Annotated in this window: 24 protein-coding genes; 13 read left to right on the forward strand and 11 right to left on the reverse strand. The window is 57.9% G+C overall.

From position 1 onward, the window contains the following. Window positions 1-119 precede the first annotated feature (119 nt). Window positions 120-488 carry a transposase gene (locus tag P0O24_RS03880; RefSeq protein ID WP_316968498.1) on the forward strand — a complete coding sequence of 123 codons (369 nt, stop codon included), beginning with the start codon at window positions 120-122 and terminating at the stop codon, window positions 486-488. Window positions 489-653: 165 nt separating this feature from the next. On the opposite strand, the gene P0O24_RS03885 is transcribed toward P0O24_RS03880, so the two are convergent. Beyond that, window positions 654-1,448, reverse strand: coding sequence for an ABC transporter permease (locus P0O24_RS03885; protein ID WP_316968424.1), 795 nt, complete (start codon window positions 1,446-1,448; stop codon window positions 654-656). A 92-nt stretch (window positions 1,449-1,540) separates the two neighbouring features. Next, window positions 1,541-2,530, reverse strand: a complete 990-nt coding sequence (locus tag P0O24_RS03890) for an ABC transporter substrate-binding protein (RefSeq protein WP_316968425.1) — start codon at window positions 2,528-2,530, stop codon at window positions 1,541-1,543. A 107-nt stretch (window positions 2,531-2,637) separates the two neighbouring features. On the opposite strand from P0O24_RS03890, the gene P0O24_RS03895 reads away from it, so the two are divergent. The 3 genes from P0O24_RS03895 (at window position 2,638) to P0O24_RS03905 (ending at window position 4,321) form a co-directional block, all read left to right on the forward strand. Next, window positions 2,638-3,153, forward strand: a complete 516-nt coding sequence (locus P0O24_RS03895; RefSeq protein WP_316968426.1) for a helix-turn-helix domain-containing protein — start codon at window positions 2,638-2,640, stop codon at window positions 3,151-3,153. Window positions 3,154-3,269: 116 nt separating this feature from the next. Then, window positions 3,270-3,719, forward strand: coding sequence for a hypothetical protein (locus P0O24_RS03900; RefSeq protein WP_316968427.1), 450 nt, complete (start codon window positions 3,270-3,272; stop codon window positions 3,717-3,719). A gap of 5 nt (window positions 3,720-3,724) precedes the next feature. Next, a complete protein-coding gene (locus tag P0O24_RS03905) occupies window positions 3,725-4,321 on the forward strand; it encodes a DUF2284 domain-containing protein (RefSeq protein WP_316968428.1) in 597 nt (198 codons plus the stop codon). Here P0O24_RS03905 and P0O24_RS03910 read toward each other — a convergent pair. The 4 genes from P0O24_RS03910 to P0O24_RS03925 all read right to left on the reverse strand — a co-directional run bounded on the left by P0O24_RS03910 (window position 4,295) and on the right by P0O24_RS03925 (window position 7,705). After that, complete coding sequence (locus tag P0O24_RS03910; RefSeq protein WP_316968429.1) at window positions 4,295-4,894, reverse strand: M23 family metallopeptidase; 600 nt, start codon at window positions 4,892-4,894, stop codon at window positions 4,295-4,297. The two genes, P0O24_RS03905 and P0O24_RS03910, sit on opposite strands and share 27 nt — an antisense overlap. Next, window positions 4,891-5,658, reverse strand: coding sequence for a TIGR01458 family HAD-type hydrolase (locus P0O24_RS03915; RefSeq protein ID WP_316968430.1), 768 nt, complete (start codon window positions 5,656-5,658; stop codon window positions 4,891-4,893). Before P0O24_RS03915 ends, P0O24_RS03910 begins: the two co-directional genes overlap by 4 nt. Before the next feature lie 436 nt (window positions 5,659-6,094). Continuing rightward, window positions 6,095-6,625: a hypothetical protein gene (locus tag P0O24_RS03920; protein ID WP_316968431.1), complete on the reverse strand. Its 531-nt coding sequence runs from the start codon at window positions 6,623-6,625 to the stop codon at window positions 6,095-6,097. A gap of 252 nt (window positions 6,626-6,877) precedes the next feature. Then, a complete protein-coding gene (locus P0O24_RS03925; RefSeq protein WP_316968432.1) occupies window positions 6,878-7,705 on the reverse strand; it encodes an HAD family hydrolase in 828 nt (275 codons plus the stop codon). 106 nt (window positions 7,706-7,811) lie between these two features. Between P0O24_RS03925 and P0O24_RS03930 the strand changes: the two genes are divergently transcribed. After that, window positions 7,812-8,153, forward strand: coding sequence for a DsrE family protein (locus P0O24_RS03930; RefSeq protein ID WP_316968433.1), 342 nt, complete (start codon window positions 7,812-7,814; stop codon window positions 8,151-8,153). Between the two features lie 21 nt (window positions 8,154-8,174). Here the strand turns inward: P0O24_RS03930 and P0O24_RS03935 are convergent, their stop codons facing one another. Beyond that, window positions 8,175-9,131 carry an HPr kinase/phosphorylase gene (locus P0O24_RS03935; protein ID WP_316968434.1) on the reverse strand — a complete coding sequence of 319 codons (957 nt, stop codon included), beginning with the start codon at window positions 9,129-9,131 and terminating at the stop codon, window positions 8,175-8,177. Between the two features lie 52 nt (window positions 9,132-9,183). Beyond that, window positions 9,184-10,863 (reverse strand): AMP-binding protein, encoded by a 1,680-nt coding sequence (locus P0O24_RS03940; RefSeq protein WP_394356681.1) that lies wholly within the window; start codon window positions 10,861-10,863, stop codon window positions 9,184-9,186. A 171-nt stretch (window positions 10,864-11,034) separates the two neighbouring features. On the opposite strand from P0O24_RS03940, the gene P0O24_RS03945 reads away from it, so the two are divergent. Both P0O24_RS03945 and P0O24_RS03950 read left to right on the forward strand, forming a co-directional pair. Continuing rightward, the gene (locus P0O24_RS03945) at window positions 11,035-11,715 is read left to right on the forward strand and encodes a diphthine--ammonia ligase (protein WP_316968436.1); all 681 of its coding nucleotides are present in this window, start codon (window positions 11,035-11,037) and stop codon (window positions 11,713-11,715) included. Beyond that, window positions 11,712-12,263, forward strand: coding sequence for a type 1 glutamine amidotransferase (locus tag P0O24_RS03950; protein WP_316968437.1), 552 nt, complete (start codon window positions 11,712-11,714; stop codon window positions 12,261-12,263). Before P0O24_RS03945 ends, P0O24_RS03950 begins: the two co-directional genes overlap by 4 nt. A gap of 70 nt (window positions 12,264-12,333) precedes the next feature. Here the strand turns inward: P0O24_RS03950 and P0O24_RS03955 are convergent, their stop codons facing one another. From P0O24_RS03955 to P0O24_RS03965, 3 genes are all read right to left on the reverse strand, one after another. Continuing rightward, window positions 12,334-12,618, reverse strand: coding sequence for a hypothetical protein (locus P0O24_RS03955; protein WP_316968438.1), 285 nt, complete (start codon window positions 12,616-12,618; stop codon window positions 12,334-12,336). A gap of 65 nt (window positions 12,619-12,683) precedes the next feature. Then, entirely contained in the window at window positions 12,684-13,412 is a 729-nt protein-coding gene (locus tag P0O24_RS03960) for an ABC transporter ATP-binding protein (protein ID WP_316968439.1), read from the reverse strand. 591 nt (window positions 13,413-14,003) lie between these two features. Beyond that, a complete protein-coding gene (locus P0O24_RS03965; RefSeq protein WP_316968440.1) occupies window positions 14,004-14,825 on the reverse strand; it encodes a hypothetical protein in 822 nt (273 codons plus the stop codon). A 153-nt stretch (window positions 14,826-14,978) separates the two neighbouring features. On the opposite strand from P0O24_RS03965, the gene rnhB reads away from it, so the two are divergent. The 6 genes from rnhB to P0O24_RS03995 all read left to right on the forward strand — a co-directional run bounded on the left by rnhB (window position 14,979) and on the right by P0O24_RS03995 (window position 22,601). Then, a complete protein-coding gene (gene rnhB, locus P0O24_RS03970) occupies window positions 14,979-15,611 on the forward strand; it encodes a ribonuclease HII (protein ID WP_394356684.1) in 633 nt (210 codons plus the stop codon). A 33-nt stretch (window positions 15,612-15,644) separates the two neighbouring features. Beyond that, the gene (locus P0O24_RS03975; protein WP_316968442.1) at window positions 15,645-16,784 is read left to right on the forward strand and encodes a pyridoxal-phosphate-dependent aminotransferase family protein; all 1,140 of its coding nucleotides are present in this window, start codon (window positions 15,645-15,647) and stop codon (window positions 16,782-16,784) included. A gap of 154 nt (window positions 16,785-16,938) precedes the next feature. Beyond that, window positions 16,939-18,942 carry a hypothetical protein gene (locus P0O24_RS03980; protein WP_316968443.1) on the forward strand — a complete coding sequence of 668 codons (2,004 nt, stop codon included), beginning with the start codon at window positions 16,939-16,941 and terminating at the stop codon, window positions 18,940-18,942. A 1-nt stretch (window position 18,943) separates the two neighbouring features. Further along, window positions 18,944-20,386, forward strand: a complete 1,443-nt coding sequence (locus P0O24_RS03985) for a hypothetical protein (protein WP_316968444.1) — start codon at window positions 18,944-18,946, stop codon at window positions 20,384-20,386. After that, the gene (locus tag P0O24_RS03990; protein WP_316968445.1) at window positions 20,383-21,030 is read left to right on the forward strand and encodes a hypothetical protein; all 648 of its coding nucleotides are present in this window, start codon (window positions 20,383-20,385) and stop codon (window positions 21,028-21,030) included. The genes P0O24_RS03985 and P0O24_RS03990 overlap by 4 nt, the downstream gene beginning before the upstream one ends. After that, the gene (locus P0O24_RS03995) at window positions 21,027-22,601 is read left to right on the forward strand and encodes an FtsZ/tubulin family protein (protein WP_316968446.1); all 1,575 of its coding nucleotides are present in this window, start codon (window positions 21,027-21,029) and stop codon (window positions 22,599-22,601) included. Before P0O24_RS03990 ends, P0O24_RS03995 begins: the two co-directional genes overlap by 4 nt.

Raw genomic sequence — 22,601 nt, forward strand, 5'->3', positions numbered from 1 at the left:
TTCACCAAAAAATAAGCTTTTATATATCATAAATTTTTCGGTTAAATCTAGATATTGACTACGAATATATCGTCATCCATTTTTCACGCTTATTTCGGGTATTCTGAAAAGGAGGCTGAATAGTTACGTCCAGCAAAGATATGCCCGTGCAGGAGATGTACGAACTATATAAGAAAAGAGATCGAGTAGAAAAGCTGTTTGATGCTTACAAGAATGTTCTTGATGCGGATAGGCTATACCTGCAGGATGACGAAAGTGTGTTCGGTCACGTGTTTATATCCTTCCTTTCCCTCTACGCTTACTGGAAGCTTGAAGCGATGCTTAAAAACGCGAAGCTGAATAGGAAGATTTCTCCAACAGATTTGTTATTGCAGTACAGCAAAGTGTATCACATTAAGATTGGAAAGCGGACTTTAATCTCTGAGATTCCGAAGAAAGTTCGAGACCTAGAAGGAAAACTTGGGTTGGGTATATTCCCCATTGAGTGAGGAGTTAAGGTTCCGAAGTACTTTACTACGCGTTTGCCCTCAACGGTGGGTATCGTCGATATCAACAAAGGTTCTCACTTCCGTTCCGTCATTTGATTCCCCTGGACTATGAGCTGATAGAAAAATGTATTCTGGGGTCGGGGGATCCGCGATGGTCCGCCCCATCTAGTTCTGCCGTATCCCCTCCTGCCAGCGCAGCAGCTTCTCCTGGACGACGTAGCGGAAGGTCCGATCGATGAAAAGGCCCAGGAGGCCCAGGACGATCATGTAGAGGAATACCATCTCCATCATGTGGAGGGAGTAGTATTCCCAGAGCCGGTACCCCAGGCCGCTTCGCGTCGACGCCCCGAACATCTCGGCGGCGACGATGCACATCCATGCGATCCCCATGGCGATCCTGATGCCGGCGGCTATCGAAGGCAGCGCCGAGGGGAAGGCGACGTACCTGAGGAGGTCGCGGTTCCTGGTGGCGCCCAGGACCATCGCCGACTCGACGTAGACCCGGGGGACGGACCGAAACCCGACGTAAGAGTTGATCAGGATCGGGAAGACCGCCCCTACGAAGACGATGAACCCCGCCGCCTGGGGGGTGAGTCCGAACCAGATGATGGCAAAGGGGATCCAGGCGAGGGGCGGGATCGGCCTTATCAGCTCCACTATCGGGTCGAAGATCCTGTCCGCGATCCTGGACCATCCCATCGCCATCCCTATAGGGAGGGCTAAAAGGAGCCCTGCCGTCATGCCGATGGCGAAGTGGATGAGGCTCACCGGAAGGTCCACCCAGAGGATCGTCTCCCACTGGCGGAGGAGGGCTTCGGCAACCTCGAGGAAGCTCGGAAGCTTCAGGGGGTTTGCTACGGCCAAGGCCAGAAGCTGCCAGACGACGACCAGACCCGCCACCGATAGCGCCTCTACGGCGTGGTCTGCTAGCTCCTCTCTCGCTTTATCGATCAGGGCCATCTCCGATCCTCTCCACCTATTCTCCGTCTCCCTTCCCTATTCTGGTCACCCTTCCCTCTCCTCGTCTCAGCTCTTCATCTCAGCTCTTCATCTCAGCTCTTTACCCTGTCGTAGAACGATGTATCGAAGAGGTCCTCCTCGGTCAGGAGCTTACTTCCGGTGTATCCCAGCTCGTAGTTGACCCTGGCAAACTCGGCCACCGACGGGATGATGACGTGAGGATCGCTGATCCAGGCGCCGTCCCAGTTCTCGATGGAGTGGCGGACCACCTCCAGGTTCTGATTCGTCTTGGCAGAGTAGATCTCCGCCGCCCTCTCTGGGTTCGCGTTGATGTATTCGGTGGCCTTGATGTGGGTCTTGATGATCTGCTCCACCAGCTCAGGCTCCTCTCTCATCAACTTGCCGCTGACGACGAGGCAGCAGCAGGCGTGGTTCGGCCACATCTCACCGGAGGATACGACGGTCCTGCCGTTGCCGCCGAGCTCGATGATCGACGGCGCTGGGTGGGGGAGGAAGACGGCGTCGAGGCGCTTTGCTGAGATGGCTGTCGTCGCGTCACCGGGACCCATCGACTTTATGTCGATCTCTGCGGGGTCTATGCCGTTATCCTGGAGCCACTTCTTGAAGACGGTATCCTGGATCGATCCCGGCGGGAACGTCCCCACGGCGAGCCCCACCAGGGACTTTGGCCCCTCGTAATCCACCTCAGGACGGACCACCAGGTCGGAGCCGTTCATCTGGACCGCCGCCACGATCTTGGCGTCGAGCCCCTGGGCTATGGCGCTGATGGGCGGAGCTGCTCCGACGTAGGCTATGTCCAGGTTTCCGCCGAGCATCGCCTGCATCTCAGGAGGTCCCGAGGGGAACTCGAAGTCTTCCACCTTCACGATCCCGAAGGGCGCAAGGTCCGCGAGCCACCAGCCCTCCTCCATCGCCACCATTTCTGCGACCTGATGGGTGCTGGGCTGGTATCCGATCCGCAGGGTCGTTATCTTCTTATCCTCATCGGTGCCGAGGCAGCCTAGGGCTATCACCGCCACAAGACCGACCGCCAGGGCTGCGATAAGAAAATCTCTCCTCAAATATCATCACCTGCCTGAGAGGGGAGGCGGTCAATATAAAGCATTTTCCGGCCGGGACGATATAAAATCCCAAAAGTACTAATATTCAAAATATATTCTACAATAAGATGACATATGCCGAGAGGTTGATGAGGGCGGCCTTCATCTCCGATGAGAAGCTCCGCGAATCCCTGAAGGAGGTCCTATCGGAGCTGGGGATGAGCGCCAGGGAGTTCAGCAAGGTCTCAGCCTTGCCCCAGTCCACCCTTTACAAGATCATGTCCGGCCATCGGGAGCCGAATATAACGACCCTCCGGCAGATCGTCAGGACCATAAAGGATATAGAGGGGGGCGAGACGGGGTTCATCGCCGTCATAGCCGCAAGGCCGGTCCTCGACGAGATCAAGGAGAAGAGGATGAAGATCGGCGACAGGCTACTGGTACTGCGGGAGTACTCGGCGACGAACATCGAGGAGGCGATCGTCGCCGCCGTCCGGGCCGAGAGGGACGGGGCAGCGGCCCTCGTCTGCGCTCCCATCGTCAGCCCGACGGTGGAGAAGCTCCTATCGATACCCGTCGCCACCATAATCCCGAGGGAGAGCCTCGTCCGGGCGATCGAGGTGGCGGCGAGGAAGATCGAGTGAGGGCCTTGCGATCGAGGATGAAGCGGATAGGGCAGAAGAGCCGCAAGATCCGGAAAGACTTTTATCATTGGGGTGAATAACAAAACCCTACTGAAGGGTATAAGTGGGGTTTGTTTATGAGAACGGTCGTCATATTATCAATTCTGGCGCTTCTCGCCGGAGCAACAGCTGCGTCTGGTGCAGAGCCCATGAGCGTCGGCGGAGATTTCGGAATGGCTTGGCTTGAGAACCTGCCATACCAGCCCACCACAACTGATGACGGTAGCGGCCTCTGGAGCTGGGGTGGCGTCCCCAGGGGCAGAGAGGTGGTAAACGACACCCTGGAGCTGGTGGAGGCGGGTGCGAATGAAACGGCCCTTTCCGGCCTCACGTGGCTGGGATCAGAGCCCTTCGGCCCCCCGTCTCAGCTAAATTATCCGAAGACATCTCCGGATTTCATGTACCCCTTCTACTCAGATGATCCGTGGATCCTCGCCCAGCACTACGGCAGGGTGATCAGAACGAACCTCGACGATCTGCCGAAAAGCATCAGAGATACGATAAAACCGGAATATCTTCAGAGATAGCTATAATGACCCTTGAGAGAACGGGTCTTGACGACCTCCTCTCTATGCTCAAGGAGGTCCACCCCGACCTTTCGCCCATCTCTGCGAGGGACGTGGTCGTCGCCGACTGGGTGAGGCTGAAGTGCAGGTACGGGTGCAAGGCGTACGGAAAGCACCTGGGGTGTCCCCCCTACTCGCCTACGCCGGAGGAGACGAGAAAGATCCTATCGGAGTACAGAGTCGGGATCATCGCGAGGTTCGAGGCCTCACCAGACCCCGAGGTCGCGCCCCAACACCTCCACCACCACCTCTGGGAGTCGATCAACAGGGTTCACGAGATGATATTCCAGCTGGAGAGGAGGGCTTTCCTCGCCGGCTACTATAAGGCCTTCGGGTTCAACGCCCTCCCATGCACCTTCTGCGCCACCTGCATCCCCGAGGAGAAGGAGATGGCCGACCCCCTCGACGCCCGGAACTGCAGGCACAAAGAGAAGGTGAGGCCCTCGATGGAGGCCTGCGGCATAGACGTCTTCAAGACCCTCGAAGTGGCGGGGCTCGGTCTCTCCGTCCTAGACTCCTATTCGGAAGGTTTCGCCCTATTCGGCCTCGTCTTGCTGGATTGAGAGGGCGTCGAGGCGGCTGGTGGGGTCGATGAGACCTTTTGGCTTTCCGGTCCCAAACCAGTTCCCGCCCCGGTATAGATCCGAAGGCTCGGGGCGGGAACGGTAGATCTCCAGGTGGAGCATGGAGACCTGCCCTTCATCCTTCAGCCTCCTGATGTAGGAAGGGGATCCGTCGTCTATCTTCTCGGGGTCGAGGACCGATCCCACTCTGCCCAACCTCTGGCCGGATCTGATCCGGTCACCCGCTCTGACCTCCACCTCCCCCAGCTCTGCGAACTTGACGAATTGGCCGCCGTCCTCTTCGACGATGACGTAGAAGGTCTCGTTCCAGTATGGTACCACATCTGCCTCCGTGAAGCTTCCCACCTCCGAGACGAGGCCGTCGTCTATGGAGACGACCTCCGATCCGAAGGTTGCGCGGATATCGACGCCACAGTGGCGCCGGTCTCCCCGGTCCTCACCGAATGAGCCGGGCGATCCCGGCGGAGGAACCCGCCGAATCCGGTCCCCGGGGAGGGGCCAAGCTACGGTCTTCTCATCCTTCTTCGGGCCGGATCTGGGCGATCTCTTCAAAGATGCTCACTCAGCTCTGAGATCGATTCGAGGATGAGGTCCGGGATGACGTTGGAGTACTCCACCAGATCCTCCCTGTACTTTCCCGTCTTTACCAGGATCCCCTTCATCTCAGCGTTCTGGGCCCCCCCAACGTCGGTGTTTATGTCGTCTCCGATCATCGCCGTCTCCTCGGGCAGGGCCCGAAGATCGGCGAGGGCCATCTCGAAGAAGTCTGGGGAGGGCTTTCCCACCACCTCGGCCACGGTCCCGGTGGCGTACTCGAGGGCTGCAACGAAGGGGCCTGCTGAGAGGCAGAGGCCGTCGGCCCCCATCCAGTACCTGTCCTTCTCCAGGGCGACGATCTCCGCCCCGTCCATCACCAGCCGGAAGGCCCTGTTCAGCCGGTCGAAGGTGAAGTCGGTCTCGGCGCCCCCCACCACTACGAAGTCCGCCTCATCCTCGGCGACGGGAACGCCCGCCTCCTCGAAGTCCTTTCGGACGTCCGGCCTTGTGAGGAGGAAGCACCTGTTATCCCTCTCGGACCGGATCCTCTCGACGGCGGCGATGGCCGGGGTGAATATCCGCTCTTCTGGTATTGAAAACCCCATCTCGTCGAGGAACTTTGCGAGGCTCTTCCTGCACTTCGACGTGGTGTTGGAGACGAACCGATACCGGTATCCCATCTCCTCCAGCATGGCCACCGTCTCCCTCGCCCCCTCGATCGGAGTCCTGTCCACGTAGAGGACCCCGTCGAGGTCGATGAGAAAGGCTTTTGAGTCCATCGTTTCATCCCCTCCTTGGCGATGGAGGAGGTACGATCTCTTCGGTTTTAAATTTACCCGATGGGTTCATCGTCGACGAAAATCCTCGAACACGCGGCAGCTCCAGCGATCGTCCAGGGCTGGACCAGAAGATTGCGTCTGGATTATGATGGAGGAACGGACTGAGGTCGCGTACTCGATCTACTGAAAATCGCCACTCGAATCGAATTCAAGGGACGTATTTTCCGCCAAACAGCCATTACGTCACCCGTTAGCGCTATTCAGTAATCTGGGTACGCGACCCGGACTGATATCGCCATTAAAAGAGGCGACTGGAATGACGTAGATGGAACGGACGGTCGGCGCCATCCGCCGAAATGCCGGATCCGAGGATGGATCAGCGGTTCGAGCTGATGGAAGGCTGATGGACGGTCGATGACGAGGGGACCGGAGGGATTCAGGTCATGGACATCAGCTCGATGCGCATCCTGTCAGAATCTTCGGCCTCGGAGTCCGTCTCCTTCTTATCGACCTGATCCTGATCTTCCGGGATGTAGGATAGGTATAGCTTTCGCCTCTTGCCCTGGGTCAGCTTGACGTGAGACGGGTCCTTCTCTGCGGCGCGCTTCATCACGGTTATCACCGTCGTCTTGTTCAGCCCCATCATGTCCACCAGCTCGTTTGTGGTATATCTTCCGGGCCTCTCCTTCAAGAGATCGATCAGGGCGGAGGTGTGGTTCTCCATGGCGTTGCCCTCTCCGACCTTCTGGATCCTGGCGGCGGACGATCTCGTCTGTCTGGCCTTCATCTGGCTTTTGAGATCCGCAACGTCCTTTGAGAGGTGGTCTACCTGGTCGATGAGCCTTCCAAGAAGATCGACGTCTTGCTGCTTCATGCTCAGCATGTTGGATATATTTTCAACGGCCATGATGAGACCGATCATAGCCTGGTTCTCTTCGAGTTCCCGCTCACTCTCGGAAACCTTCATTTTATAAATTTCCAAAAGATCTTCAAACATTAGCTCCGTGCTCCTTATCTCAATCTCAGCGGCCCATCTGATATCTCATCCCCCTATGTTGAGGTATCTAAAAGGCTGCTACGTATCGTGATATGGATCCGTGTATAAATAGTTTATCTTAAAAATTGATCCAGTAAGGCGCGTCTCCTGGGCATCGGACGGCAATTTCATCAATAATTGAGATCATCGCCGGTGGACGACCGCAAATTGGCTTTTGCAGATTTACGATCGGAGATCTTTTCGATGGTCCAGGATCCGGCCCCTCACCAGATCCGGAAGCTCCCTTATGTCGTATATGACCTCGTCCGCCGCCTCCAGTAGCTCCTTAGGTGGGCGGCTATCCTGCTGGACCGTCAGGACCCCCAGGTCTGCGGCCTTCAGAGCGTACCGGTCGTTGAGGCCGTCTCCCACCATGACGACCATGCCGTAATCTCTCTTGAGGTCGGTTACGATCTCCTCCTTCCGTCGTGGCCGTGAGGCCGGATATATCCGCTCCTCGCTTATGCCCCCCCATCCGGTGAGGCTTGAGAGGCTCCGTCTGCTGTCTCCGGAGGCGACGTAGATATCGGCGCCCATCTCCTCCATCTCCTCCAGGACCGCCTCCACCTCGGGAAAGGGCCTCCCTCCTGTGCTGACGGAGTGGCTCACCCCACCCGCCTCCACATCGACGATCAGCCCCGAGGTGTAGTAGAACCCCGGACAGCGGGCAGAGACCGCCGCCAGGGTCTCCTGGAGGCTCGCCACCTCCACCTCGGAGTTGAGCAAGAGGCTGCGCGCCTCATCATCAGAGACCGGGGTGCTGGAGCAGCTTATGGTGACGTTCCTCTCCCTCCCCCGGAAGAATTCGGCGAGGGTCGTCTCTGCCGGCGTCTTCATCACCTCCTCCGGATCGAGGTGAGGTATCACCAGGGCCCTGCCCCCCTTCTCCATGACCAGCTCCATGGTGAATATCCCCTCCATCAGGAGGTCTCTTGAGATGTCTTTGGCGACCCGGTACATCTCCAGCATGGTTCCGGCGACGTCGAATATCACCGCTAAGTTCCGGGCCATCGTCACCAGGTTAAATAGATATGAAGATCAACCTATCGGTGGAAACGATCGCCGTTGACAGACTGGCATCGGATTCCGTCCAAAAGAGACCGAAGGGGAGTCTTCCATGAAGAGATATCGAGCCGTAATTCATCTCGCCGAGATCGATAGGGCAAACCTCGCCCTGAACAACGTGGCCAACCTCATCTCTGACCTGGGGGAGGACGAGACGGAGGTGGAGGTCGTCGCCAACTCCGAGGGGGTGAGGGCGCTCCTCGGAGCCGGACCCTTCGCCGAGAGGATAGGAGAGCTGGCCGCGAGGGGGACGAAGTTCGTCGTATGCGCGAGGAGCCTCAGAGCCATGAGGATGGAGAGGGATGAATTCATCGAAGAGGTCGAGGTCGTCCCCAGCGGGACCGGTGAGCTGGTGAAGAGGCAGACCGAAGGCTGGGCTTACGTCAGACCTTAGAACGAGGACCCTTCGATCCGCCTATCCCCGCCGGAGGCTTTCGGAGATCGCCTCTTGAATCGTCCCCTGGCTCTCCTCGGGGGTCCTGACGGTGTTGACTAGATAGACGGGGGCCCGGGAGAAGAGGGATACGAAGAAGCCGGACCTAAGCCTCCGCTTGTACTCGCTCTTCACCAGGAGGTGGGGGTTATAGTAGCCGTTCTCCTCCAGGATCGCCAGCGCCTCCTCCGGATCCAGCCTCCTTTTGATCGCCTCATCCTCGGGGTCGCGCTTCAGGATGACGACCCCTGCGAGGGTGGTTAGGGGGAGGATCCGGCCTTTTCCGATGGCGAGGCGGAGGTCGACGACCCCCCTACCCTCGTCGTCGAAGGAGGCCCGATCGATGAGCCCCGAGAACTCCTTCCAGATCTCCGAGAGCTCCGCCCTGATGTAGAAGTTCTTCTCCGAACCGTAGGCTAGGACGTCGTCGCCGTAGATCCGAGCGAAGAACCAGTCATCGGAGACGACCCGGGTCTCGGGCCTTCTCAGGAGGCCGTAGGTGTGGGTCGTCTTTCCTGCACCCGACCCTCCCAGGAGGCATATACCCCGCCCCAGCAGGTCGAGGCAGGCTCCGTGAACGGAGTAGATTCCGTGCTGGTCCTCCAGGACGTCCCCTGCGGCGCTGAGGGCGAGGGACTTTATCCATCCGTAGTAGCCGACGTTGACGAGGAAGGCGGTCTTGGACCTGGGATCGTAAAAGATCTCGTCGGCACCGAGATCCGGATCGCAGACGACGTAGAGCCGGGCGTGGGACCTTATGCTCGAGGAGATGAAGTAGAAGTTCTCCTCCCACCGATCTCTCACCTCCGCCGACCCGGTGAGGAGCTTGATGCAGCAGCCGTAGACGTCCGACTTCACCTCGTGGCTGATCTCCCTCGCGTACCTCTCCGCCATGGAGTCCCTCTCCTCCATCGATATGATCTTCACCGAGTATCCCATCTCTCCACCTTAGACCCAATTCATTCTATCCTAAATATATACTTATGGTCTGTCATTCGCCGACGGATTCGTCCTTCTCCCTGATCTCGACCCTCCTTATCTTGCCGCTGATGGTCTTGGGGAGGGCATCGACGAACTCGATGATCCGCGGGTACTTGTAGGGGGCTGTCACCTTCTTGACGTGGTTCTGCAGTTCGATCTTTAGGTCGTCGGAAGGCTTATTGTCAGATGTGAGGACGACCGTCGCCTTCACCACCTGCCCCCTCAGGGGGTCGGCGACCCCCGTGACGGCGCACTCCATCACCGCCGGATGGGAGATGAGGGCGTTCTCCACCTCGAAGGGGCCAACCCGGTAGCCGGAGCTCTTGATCATGTCGTCGGTCCTCCCGATGAACCAGAGGTATCCGTCCTCGTCCATCCAGGCGGTGTCCCCGGTGTGGTAGTAGTCGTCATGCCACGTATTTCTCATCCTCTCGGGGTCGAGGTGGTAGTCTATGAAGAGGCCTGGAGGCTTTCCCCCGTCGGTTCTGATGACGATCTCCCCCTCGTCGCCGACGTCGCAGATCCGGTCGTCTCTGTCGACCAGGACGACGTCGTAGCCGGGCGACGGCTTTCCCATGGAGCCGGGCCTCGGGTCCATCCAGGAGAAGTTGGCTACCGCCACCACCGTCTCCGTCTGGCCGTAACCCTCCATCAGTCGAAGGCCCGTCGCCTCGAAGAACATGTTGTAGACGGTGGGGTTGAGGGGCTCTCCGGCGGTGACGGCGTACTTGAGCCGAGAGAAGTCGTACTTGGTCATATCCCCCTTGATCATGAACCGATAGATCGTCGGCGGGGCGCAGAAGGTGGTGACGCCGAACTTCGTCGCCATCTCCATCATACTTCCGGCGTCGAACCGGTCGTAGTCGTAGGCGAAGACCGCGGAGCCCGCGATCCACTGGCCGTAGATCTGCCCCCAGACGCATTTCGCCCAGCCGGTGTCGGCGACGGTGTAGTGGAGGCCGTCCTCGACGACGTTCTGCCAGAACTGCGCCGTCAGGATGTGGCCCAGGGGGTAGGTGTGGTCGTGCTTCACCATCTTGGGGCTTCCGGTCGTCCCGGAGGTGAAGTAGGCGAGGAGGATGTCGGAGTTCTCCGTCGCCCCGGCGCCGACGGGCCTCTCGAAGACGGGCGAGGAGCTCTCGATCTCCTCCCTGAAGTTCAGCCACCCTTCCCTTTCCCCCTCCCCGGCGAAGGCCCTGACGGGGACCTCTCCAACGATCTTTCTGCAGGCTGCGTCGATCTCGTCGGGGACGCCGTCCTCCTCGATGGAGACGATCATCTTCAATTTTGCCTTATCTATCCGGTATGCGATATCCTTGGCCCTGAGCATATGGGTCGCCGGGATCGCCACGGCGCCGATCTTGTGGAGTCCCACCATAGCTATCCAGAAGTCGTACCTCCCTTTGAGGGTGAGCATCACGGCGTCCCCCTTTCCTACGCCGTGACCTGCAAAGAAGTTGGCAGCCCTGTTGCTCTTCTCCAAAAGATCCCCGAAGGTGATGACCAATTCGTCCCCCCGATCGTTGCACCAGACAAGAGCCCTCTTCTCCGGATCTTCTTGCGCGTAGACGTCCACGACGTCGAAGGCGAAGTTGAAGCTCTCAGGGACGATTATCTTCAAATTCTTTTTAAAATCTTCATAAGACTCAAAAACGGTTCCCGATACGAACCTCGACGATAGTGACGACATATCGAACCTTCCTGGCGCGGGAGCCTCCGCGATAACAGGCGGATGGTGCGGCATCCGGCCCCGCTTCGCCTCCCGATTAGAAGGGGCTTTGATATAAATGATTAATCCTGTATGTGATGCCATATCTCATCACCAACATCTATTTAGACGGCTGAGCCGATCCCTTCGGTCGTGCTCCTCGGCGTCCTCTTCTCCGGCGGTAAGGACTCGGTCTACGCATGCAGAAGGGCGATGGAGACCGACTCCGTCTCCTGCCTGATAACCGTCGTATCCCAGAACCCCGATAGCTACATGTTCCACACCCCCAACGTCGTCTGGGCGAAGCTCATCGCAGAGGCGGTCGGCATCCCCCAGCTCACCTGGCCGACGGCAGGAAGAGAAGAGGAGGAGCTCTCCGACCTCTCCGACGCCATCGCCGCCGCCGTCGATGGATACGGGATCGAGGGGGTGGTGACGGGGGCGATAGAGTCGGTCTACCAGGCGGCGCGGGTCCAGAGGATATGCAGAGAGCTGGACCTCTGGTGCTATAACCCCCTCTGGCAGATCGACCAGCTGGAGTACCTCCGCCTCCTCGTCTCGGAGGGGTTTGAGGTGATCATCACCGGGGTCTTCGCCTACCCCCTGGACGAATCCTTCGTCGGCGCCAGGATCGACCTCGACTTGATCGGAGAGCTCGAAGCCCTCCGGGACCGGTACGCCATCAACCCTTCGGGAGAGGGGGGCGAGATCGAGACCTTCGTCCTCGACGGTCCCATCTTTAAAAAGAGGATCGAGATTTTGCGGGCAGAGAAGACCTACGAGAACTACCGGGGCCGATTCTCCATCGGGGAGGCGAGGCTGGTGGAAAAATGATCCTCGTCGTCGACCTCTGCTTCAAGCCCCTCTCGCTATCGAAGTATGAGTTCGTTGATCCCATCGCGGGAATCGCGAAGCGGAAGGGATCCGAATACGAAGTCGTCCACTTTTCCGAGCTGACCGAAAACGGGATCGAAAGGGCGGACCGGATCATCCTCTGCGGCACCGCCCTGAAGGACGGCCTCTACGCCCGGAGGATCGACCTATTCTCCTGGATCAGAGATCTCGATAAGCCCATCCTCGGGATCTGCGCCGGGATGCAGGTTTTGGCCGCCGTCTTCGGAGGCGGGATCGTCCCCCAGCCGAAGATCGGCCTCGACGGCATCGATATCGTGAAGGAGACCGACCTCCTCGGCCCCCCCCGGAGGATCGAGGGCTACCACCTCCATAACTTCGGGGTCACCCTCCCGCCCGGCTTCGACCTGGTGGCGGGGCGGCCCGGAGAGGTGGAGGCCTTCAAAGACGCCGAAAGGCCCGTCTACGGGATCATATTCCACCCCGAGGTGAGGAACCGGTGGATTGTGGAGAAATTTGATGCTCTATAAATGAATAGACTTGGCAGGGCCACCGGGGTGAAACTGAACGCCTCGGATACGATCGTCTCAAGGAGCCGTCTCAGAGATCATCGCCGTCATCGAAGAGGCCACTTCCCTCAGCGGCCGGATCTTCCGCGATGCCGCAGATCAGGGCAGTTTCCCCCCTCTTAAGGAGGCAGACCCGATCCCCGACCTCGGCGATATCCCGGTGGTTGTGGGTGACGATGATGCTCGAGACCTGCTGCTCATGAATAAGCCTTCCCAGCTCCTTGCTCATAATAGGCCGCTTCTTCAGGTCCAGGGCCGAGAGGGGCTCGTACCTGAGTAGGAGGTAATATCTCTCATCAATCTCTGCATTCGTCATCCTCCAGTTCGGTTGCTACGATGAAACGAATAACGTCGAGACTCATACTGAAGGATTAGGTTTGATCATTTCATGAGGGAGCCTCTATCCTCTCCATCTATTTCAGCATGGATCGAAGCCCAACTCATAACACCCTCCGCTCTGCCCGCCATCGCAATCTTTCCCCGCTCCATGAGGCATGCCCTGTCCCCGATGCACGCCACGTCCCTGAGATCATGAGTGACCATGATGCTTGGAACGCCGTAGGAAAGGAGCTTTTCTCGAAGGTCTTTTCTCATTTCGGCCTGTTTTCTGATGTCGAGGGAAGATAGCGGTTCATCCAGCAGGAGGATATCTGGCTCGATTATCAGCGCCCTCGCCAGGGCTACACGCTGCTTTTGGCCACCAGAGATCTTCATGGCTCGGGCGTTCCTGATCTCCCAGAGGCCGGTATCTGTAAGGTGGTCCCTCACCAGGAGTTCGATCTCTCTTCTCGATAAATTACGGGTCCGCAGGCCAAAGGCAACGTTCTCGTAGACGCTCATGTGGGGGAAGAGCGCATAGCTTTGAAAGACATACCCGATCCTCCTTCTCTCCGGGGCGATATCTATTTCGATGCTTGAATCAAAGAGCGGTCTTCCGTCTAACGCTATCGTTCCTTCATCGGGTTCGATGAGGCCGGCTATCATGTTCAGCAGGGTGGTCTTTCCGCAGCCGTTCTCTCCCACCAGCATGAGTATTTCCCCCCTGGAAATCTTGATATTCAATTCAAGATCGAAATCCCTCAGCTTTTTCTTGACATCAATTTCTAACATTTTTATACATCCGGTGGCACTATCTAGAAATCGAGTGATATTCAGCTTTCGGGAACAAAATGCCGTTTTACTTTATCTCCATATCTCTAAAGTTTTCGCGAGAATTGGGTGAAATCTAAATTATCGCACAATATAGTTAATCAATAAAACAATAAAATTTACTAAATTAATTTAGAATCGTATGGCTTAGGCTAATCAATTGATATTGTTGCAGATTTTTATATTAAAAATCTATTATCCTGTATCAAGGAAAGGAATGAACATTAAGGGCTTGACGCTAAATAATTTACTCTACTTCTCTACTTTACAAGTTTTGACTTCAGCATATGTTTTCTAAATTATATGCAGGATATGTGCTACTTTCATCTGGATATGTGCACCACATTTGACTTCGCAGAACTTCCGTAGAGGATTTCGAAAAACCCACCAAAATTGCAAAATTTGGGCCACCCCTATTTAGAGAGTATTTAAATGAGGGCGCTTAGCCAGAGGTTAATCGAAATCCTCCGTATTATGTGATGCGCAGGGGTAGTTTATAAACTGGGCTCGGCCGAGGGAAAACTTGTAAAGTAGAGTTATTTGACGAATATCCTAAAGCCTTCTATGCTTCCGGTCCTCGGACCGGCTCCCGAAGGCGTAGTACCGGCTCTGGTCGATGAGCTCCGCCAGCGCCTCCTCGGAGGTCCCCTCGCCGCCCCGGCCGACGGGAGAGAGGATCTGGGCGATCTCCTCCAGGGTCGGGGTCTCCGCCTCGCACTGGGATATGATCCGGGATATGAGGCCGATGAGGGGGTCGACGGAGGGGCCTGAGGTGAGGAGGAGAAGGAGGACGTCCCCGTGGGTGAAGTGGTAGTCCTTCGCCATCTTCGATAGGGTGAGGAGGGCGGAGATGGAGATGCCCCGGACGAGCCCCGCCTCGTCCCCCTGGGCGATCGCCCCCTCGACCCGAAGGATCTCAGAATCGAAGGCGACGAGGAGACCCAGGGCGGTCATCCTTCCCTCTGGGTCCGACGATCCTTCGCCCTTCTCCGCTGCCACCTCACCCTCCTCCGTCTCTGGAGGGGCGGAGGAGATGGAAACGTTGCTCTCGATCCTCTCGACGATGGGTCCCAGGTCAGCCTCCTCCCCCTCGCCGACGACTTCCAGGAGGAAGCTGACCCCCGAAGGGGAGGCCCAGCCCCCGCCCTCCGGGAACCTCAGCTCAAATCCGAGGGACGCCCCCAGGCTGACGACGATGTCTTCGAGGGCGAGGCGGTATTCGTGCCCCTGCCCCTTCAGGGCCGAGGCTAGAAGCTCCCCGATGGCGTCGGGGTCTTTCGCCGACTGGAGGAGAAAGGCTCGAAGCCTCTCTCTTGGCTCATCCCCGGAGAGGTCGCCTGTCAGGGCGAGGATCTGGTCGAGATCGATATTCATCGGTGGAGGTTTATCGAGGCCGGTTTAGATATAGCTATCTCAAGGAACTGGCGGAGGATGATCCCGGGACTTGGAGATCTATTTGGGATCCCGGTTCATCTCTACCGTCATTTTTCGATCGATTCAAATAGGCCGAGCCCCCAACGGTGAATGATGCGACTTTTGGGCGCCGATGAGGCGGGGAAGGGTCCGGTGATCGGCTCGATGTTCGTAGTCGGCGTCGTCGTCGACGAGGAGAGGCTCTTCGATCTGGCAGCGCTGGGGGTGAAGGACTCAAAGCTCCTCGCCCCATCGAGGAGGGAACAGCTCGCCGCGAGTATCGAGAAGATCGCCCGGGACCGGTACGTCCTGGAGGTGAGGCCGGAGGTGATCGACGAGCTCCGCCAGCTCATGACGATGAACGAGATCATGGTAAAGAGCTTCTCAAAAGTGCTGGAGAAGCTCTCGGCGGACAGGGCGATCCTGGACGCCGCCGACGTCGACCCGGAACGATTCGCCAGAAGGGTGAAGGAGGGGAGCAGAACCGGGATGGAGGTCGTCGCCGAGCACCGGGCAGATAAAAACCACACCGTAGTGGCCGCAGCCTCGATCCTCGCCAAGGTGAATAGGGACAGGTCGGTGAGGGAGATCGAGGCGGCCGTCGGAAAGGTGATCGGGAGCGGCTACCCATCAGACCCGGCCACCATCCGTTTCCTGGAAGAATGGGCGAAAGAGCACGGCGACCTTCCGCCCTTCACAAGAAAGAGCTGGAAGACGGCGGAGAGGATAAAAGCTAGATTTATATAGACTTCCCGGTGTTGTTGGGTTGAGGGATAATATTTGGATATCGAGGATACGCTGCTCATGATCCCTGGACCGGTCAAGGTGCCCCAGAGGGTCCTCCGGGCCATGTCGAAGCCTATGATCAGCCACAGGAGCGCCGACTTTGAGACGATCTACGAAGACTGCAGGTCGAGGCTCAAAGAGCTCTTCGAGACGAAGAACGACGCCGTCGTCCTCAGCGGCAGCGGTACCGCCGGCATGGAGGCGGCCGTCGGCGGGATCATCGGCAAAGAGGATAAGATCATTACCGTCACCAACGGGAAGTTCGGCGAGAGATTCACCGAGCTCGGCGACCGGTACGGAACCGCCGTCCTCCTGGAGTTCCCCTGGGGCACGCCCTTCGATCTGGACCGGATAGAGGCTGCCCTCGAAGATGGAGCGAAGGCCATCTCCATCGTCCACAACGAGACCTCCGTCGGGATCGTCAACCCGGCCAAAGAGGTGGGGAAGCTGGCGAGAAGATACGATGCCATATTCATCGTCGACGGGATATCTTCCATCGGCGGAAACGAGTTTCTCACCGACGAGTGGGGGATCGACATCGCCATCACCGGATCTCAGAAATGCCTCGCGGTCCCGCCGGGGCTTTCCATGGTGACCGTCAGCAAGAGGGCCGAGGAGATGCTGGAGGACGGGAAAGGAGGCTACTACACCGACCTCAAGGCCCACCTCAATAAGTCGAGGAAGAACCAGACGCCTTACACCCCGGCGGTCTCCCTCTTCTACGCCCTCCAGGAGGCTCTCACCATGGCAGCAGAAGAGGGGTTCCCTGAGAGGCGGGCTCGGATGGCCGGCCTCGCGAAGGGGGTGAGAGAGGCGGCATTGGCCCTGAATATCGAGCTCTTCCCCCAGGTGAACGAGCACTCCACCTACTCCAATACCGTCACCGCCATGAAGATGCCTGAAGGGGTAACCGACGGCCAGCTTCGAGGAGGGATGAGGAAGCGCGGCGTCGTCGTATCGGGGGGCCAGTCGGCCCTGAAAGGTAAGATCTTCAGGATAGGGACCATGGGCGCCTGCACCGAGGCCGACGTCCTCAGGACGATCCAGACCCTGGAGCTGGTCCTGGCTAAGGAGGGCGTGATATCCTCCCTGGGCGCAGGGGTCGGGGCGGCGAGCAGGGCGATCGACGGGTGAAGCCCTCGCCACCTTTTTTTCCTCCTGGCAAAGAGCCCCTCAAAAAGTCCATCCGTTAACATTTAATAGAGAAATCTCTTATTTGGATCAGATACAATTTCAAAAGTCATCTCCGGTCGTCGGGCTATCATAAATCTAGGGGGTTTGTAGAAGCTTGAGATCTTTAAAATGGACGACGAGGGCGGCGGCGTTCTTCATCGTTGCCGTCATCGCCCTCGGGCCAGCTCTGGGCCAGCTGGAGGCCTCTATCAGTTTTCTGCAGGTTGGCACCGACAAGACGCCATTCAACGTAAATCAGCCCATCGTCTATAAGGTCCACCTCACCAACAGCATGAGCAGCCCCATGCGCTACTCTCTGGAGCTGGAGGTGGGGCCCGACTACACCGATTATTCAGCATCCAAAAAATACACCACTGACATCAGCCTCACAGCCCGCTCCTCCCAAGACGTCAACTTCGACGTCAACTTCAGGGCGCCGGAGTTGAGCCGTGGAAGTTTTGGAAGATGGGCCTCCGACGATAACGAGACCGGCACCTGGGAGAAGAGCTGGTACAGGGTCATCATCACCCCCCTCGTCGGAGATCCGGTGACCTTGGATGGGTACGACGGCCAGCCCCCTCTCATCAACCCGATCACCTTATACAGGAACCCCGAGGTCTCTCCCAAGATGGGGACGGACGATACCCTCTACAGCTATAGGATCGACCTCTTCTCCAGCGCCGAGGACTCCGTCTCTCTCCAGGTCGCCCCAGAATTGATCGGCCCGTGGGAAGATCTGGGGGGCCAAAACTACACCAACGTGGGCGCCTGGCAGACTTTGAGGTGGGACGAGGTATCCCTGGAGTTCGATTTCATACGTGCCCACTATAGGTTTTCCGGAAGGAAGCAGACGGAGGCCTTCGAAGGACCCTTCTGGCCGATAGATTACGAATATGGTAACGCCAGCGTCGATCCCGTCGACGGATTTTCAGGTTCGCCCTTCACCTACTCTCTGGACTTCAACGGATCAAAGAACCTGGACGTGGGCCTCAACATCTGGGACATAGATCAGAACATCTTCAGGCTCGTCGAGAAGAAGAGGTACACCGACGCCAACCGATGGCAGAGGTTGGAGTGGACCGGTGCCATGCCCAGCGAGACGATAGGCTCGGTGGGGACTTCTTCATACTACTTCAGCTTCTACTACCCCGGTTCTGAGAGCCCCCTGGCCACCAGTCGGGAGGAGGAGGGGAAGGTGTATCTCGGTCCCGAGATCGTCTTGATAAGGTATGAGAACGTCTCCGTCTCTCCCGAGAGGGGATCGACCGTCTCCCGGTACACCTACTCTGTGGACGTAGAAACCGCCCTTCCGGTCTGCGACATCGAGCTTCAGACCAGTGAGCCGGGATCGTCAATCTGGAGATCTCAGGGGATCGCCACCTACAACGGAGACCCTCGGATCAGCTGGAGGGACGTCTCCTTCGACGGTGACGCCGCCGGGAACGTCAGCTACAGGTTCATCAGGGTGGCTTCACCCCCATCGATTTACCAGGGACCAAATCTCTTCAAGGAGTCGATCAGAGGGATGGCGTCGCCCATCAACGGATCTCTCGGCTCCTGGGACGCCGCCTTCCACCAGCCTGGGGAGAGATTGATCAGATCACCATTCGTCTACACCATGGAGATGGACGCTCCAGAGAGGACAGAGCCCCTGGTGGTGAAGCTGGAGGTTTACGATCCCGTCCGAAAGGCCTGGATCGAGGCGGGCAGACCTCAAAGCCTGAACGCCACGGAGATCTCCACGAACTTCACGATAGATCAGCTCCCCTTCGCCGAGCCGTTCCTCGGGGAGTCCAGGTTCAGGTTCCTCTCTGGGACCAGGTTCCTGGACGGCGAGGAGGGATACTCGGGCCCCAATATGGTGGCAAACTTCAGAAACAAGACCTGGAACGTGACCTACGACAACGTCCGGGGCGAGTACGTCTACACCTACGGCGTTGAGGTCCGCTCATCTTTGAGCAGTTTATCCTTCGATCTCGTCACCACCATGGACCGGACGGCATGGACCCTGGCAAACGATCCGAAGGTCTACGCCTCTGATGCCGCGGAATGGAAGAGGCTGGAGTGGAGGGGTTACCCATACTATCTGGAGGTAGACTTCACGCCTATCGGGGTTTGATATGAAGAGACTCGCAGCATGCATCATCATAATTCTGCTCCTCCTCCCCCTGGCGGCCCAGGCCCAGGGGGTGAGCCCATCGCCGCCCAAATCCACACCATCCTCCTCGGGAGGGAGCAGTGGCGGGGAGTCCAGCAGCTCCAGCGGAGGGAGGAGGGTAGTACAGCTGGACCTGGACAGCATGGTAGGAAACATGGAGAAGTGGAAGCAGGATGATCCGACCAAGTTCGAGTACCTCAAAAAGCTCCTTCACATACCCTTCGTCCCGCCCAAGGAGTACGCCCCTCCCACGGTCCTCATTTGGTACCCACTGGGTAAGGGCGAGATCACAAGAAACGACAAGATGGATATCTACGCCTGGGTGAAGAACGACAACCCCATAGAGGTCCGTTCGGACGTTTACCTCTGGCTGGAGGCGAAGGGCCCCGGAGAAGAGGAGTTCACCAGGATAGGATCTCAGAGGGTGATCCTCGCCAACGAGTACTCCGAAAAGACCAACGCCACCACCAGGGACTGGTCTTCTATCACCCCCTTCGTCGACTCCAAAGAGGTGGGGAATGCCACCTTCCGGATATGGTTCAACGACATGCACAACACCTACTATACAGACGCCATGTACGCCAAGCCCTACCAGCAGGATGACTATTACAGCGTCCTCCGGCTGGACCTGGTCAACAGCCCCCCAAAGGTGGACGAAGATAGCATAAGGGTCAACCCATTCAGGGCCAGGTACAACGATCCCATCCGGTACGAAGCCCGGTTCGTCGACACCGACGGGGATGCCATCAGCGTTACCCTCCACATCTTAGACGACCAGGAGAAGGAGCTGTGGAACGGGACCCAGATCGTGAGGTCTGGAACTAACGTCAGCTTCATCGCCAGCGAGTACGGCTTCTTCGGGGAGGGGGAAGCGGGGAAGAACTTCACTTACTTCTACACCTTCGGCGACGGCCTCAACTCCAACAGGACGGCGATCCATTCAGGACCTTGCCTCCTTCCAAGCCCCAAGATATTCGTCTCGGACCCGGACGCTTCCCCCGCCGACGAGAACCGGCACTGGTGGCAGAACTACAGGTTCAGCCTCAAGGTGAAGAACCCGGAGGTGAATAACCTTCGGATCGATCTGTATACCAGCACTCCGTCTCATCCGAACAGGCGCCAGGATACAGTGGTCATCAACGCATCGGAGGAGGTCCAGGACGTCCTCTTTGATCTGGCGCCCTTCGACGTATCCGACGCGGGCCAGAGCTTCAGCTATCATTTCAGGTATTCAGCGACGGACCAAAACTCCAGGGAGGAGACGGGGGCGATCTCGGGAGGCGCGATCAACCCGAAGATCGTCAAATACCCGATATACTCGGCGGTGACGGTCGCAAATATCCTAGCCGTTCTGCTGGCGGCGCTCATCGGCGGGATCATGATAGAGAGGAGGTTTTACCGATGACCAGCCTCTTTTTGAACGGCATCTTCGGCGTAGGGCTATTCCTTCTGCTGTTGGCAGGAGGCGCAGCGCTCCACAGGCTTAATATTGAGAGGACTTACCGGAGGGTAGCGGCCACATCCAAGGCGAGGGTGGTTGATAACGGAGGGGCCAACGACAACGGCGGGAAGATCTCCAAAGACAAACTCAAAGAGGAGATCATGAAAGAGATGTTCACCCGGCAGGGTTCGAACTTCAACGCTGCCGCCGTGGCGGCCTGGATGCTCCTCTTTGCCGCCTTCGCCTACTTCTACTTCCTGACGCCGGAGATATTCCCCCGGCATAACTACTTCCAGGTTTCAGCTCTAGCTTCAGGCCCCCTGGGTTTTGGTGCCTTCGGCCTTCTGGTTCTCCTTTTTAGCCTGGTGGCTGCCGCCTTCGTCCCGGGGAAGGTTTACGGCTATTACGAGATCTCCAGAGGCACGAAGGTCGCCATAATGTTCGCGGTGCCCCTCCTCGCCGTCTCCATCTTCCTCTCCGTCCAGCAGGGGACGATATATCCCGAGACCGATCTTTTATCGAGGTCGTTTGCCTTCCTCGCCCTCTTCGCCTCGGAGGCGGCGCTCCTTTGGCCAGTATACGCCGATGCCCTCGGAGGGATGAGATGAGATTATGCATCGTCGGAATCGGAGGCTGTGGTGGGCATCTGGCGGAGCGGTTCCTCCAAAACCAAGACGTCGCCCTCCTCAACAGGTCTCTGGGGGAGCACGTATCCTTTGGTGGGGTGAAGGGGCTCTGGCTTGAGGCCGACGTCCAGGAGACCCAGAACCAGAAATTCTTCGGCTCCCTGGATAATGGATGCTATCCCGGCTTTTTCATACCCCATGACGTCATCGGGACAGAATCGAAGACCTCTAAGCTTATCGTCGACCGTTATGGGTACGACGTCAAAAAACAGGGGTTCATGAGGCAGGCCGAGTTTCTCAAGGCCGTCTTCGAGATCTTTGGGAGTGATGGAGAAGTAAAGAGGGCCGCCCTCAGTGAGTACGACTCGGAAAACCCCATCCTGAGGGGAGCATGGGATAAGATAAGGGGCTATACGACCCTCGCTGCCCTCAAGGGGAACAGCGGGTCGGAGATGTGCGACGGTATCCTCTTCATAGTCTCTCTCGGCGGAGGGACGGGGACGGGTTTCGTCAACCCGATCACCAGGTACATCCGGGGAGAGAGGCCCGCCTATCCCGTCTTCGTCCTGGGGGTTCTCACCGAAGAGGGGACGGACCCTCAGCAGAGGGCGAAGGAGCCTAAGAGGGCCATGGGAGCGACGATCTCTCTTTACGACCTCATGACCAAGAAGGTCGGGGTCGGAGTGGACGGGATCGTCCTAGTCGACAACCAGATCATGGTGGAGAAGTTCGGCCAGGACTACTCCGCCATCGACGATTTCATCCACCAGGCCATGAGGCCTTTCGTCGCCGGTCGCCACTATCCTGGGGAGGACCCCCCTTCCCTTGCGATGCGGGAGAAGTTCATAGAAGGACTGGACCGACCCCCCATCCTGGTTCCGTGCTGCTGGCGGGAGAAGAGGAAAAAGGATCCTGAAGATGATCTGGCAAAAAGAGCCCTGACGGAGGGGAGGCTCTTTGGGTGCGATCCGGGAAAGGCCGATAGGGCTTATGTCTTCACTCGAGGGTTTGTCGACCAGAAGGGGATCGTCTCCGCGGTCGCCAGGCATTCAGGGATTCCAGCAGGTCGGATCGAGCCCTGGAGGAAGCTGGGGGAGAACCATGCCAACGAGATCCTGATCCTCCTCCGAAACCCCTACGGCGAGGAGAGAGGATGCGAGGTGAAGGGAACCCTTGAGCACCGTCTCCACAGGGTCATCAGGATGGCGCTCAGGTACATGGACGACCCCGAAACAAATCTCGTCTCGCAAGGTATGCCGGAGCTGACGAAAAAAGCGATCGAGGATTACTTCTACGGGGAGGATGGTATCCGAAAGCGGTTTGAAGATGCCCTCCTCAAGATCGAGAACGGCGAGAGGCCGTTCTTCCTAGAAGAGAGGAACATCTTCGAGAGGTCTATCCGGGAATCCCATCCTCAACAGATCCAGCAGACCGGCCGAAAGGTCGACGAGGATGAGGTCCGAAAGATCGTGGAGGAGGAAGTGAGAAGGGCTCTAGCCGAAAGGGGCTTTGGAGCTGGTGGCGATCCCAAGAGGACTTTACAGGAGGGCTGA

It is taken from the genome of Candidatus Methanocrinis alkalitolerans (assembly GCF_029167205.1).
In the GTDB taxonomy this organism is placed as follows: domain Archaea; phylum Halobacteriota; class Methanosarcinia; order Methanotrichales; family Methanotrichaceae; genus Methanocrinis; species Methanocrinis alkalitolerans.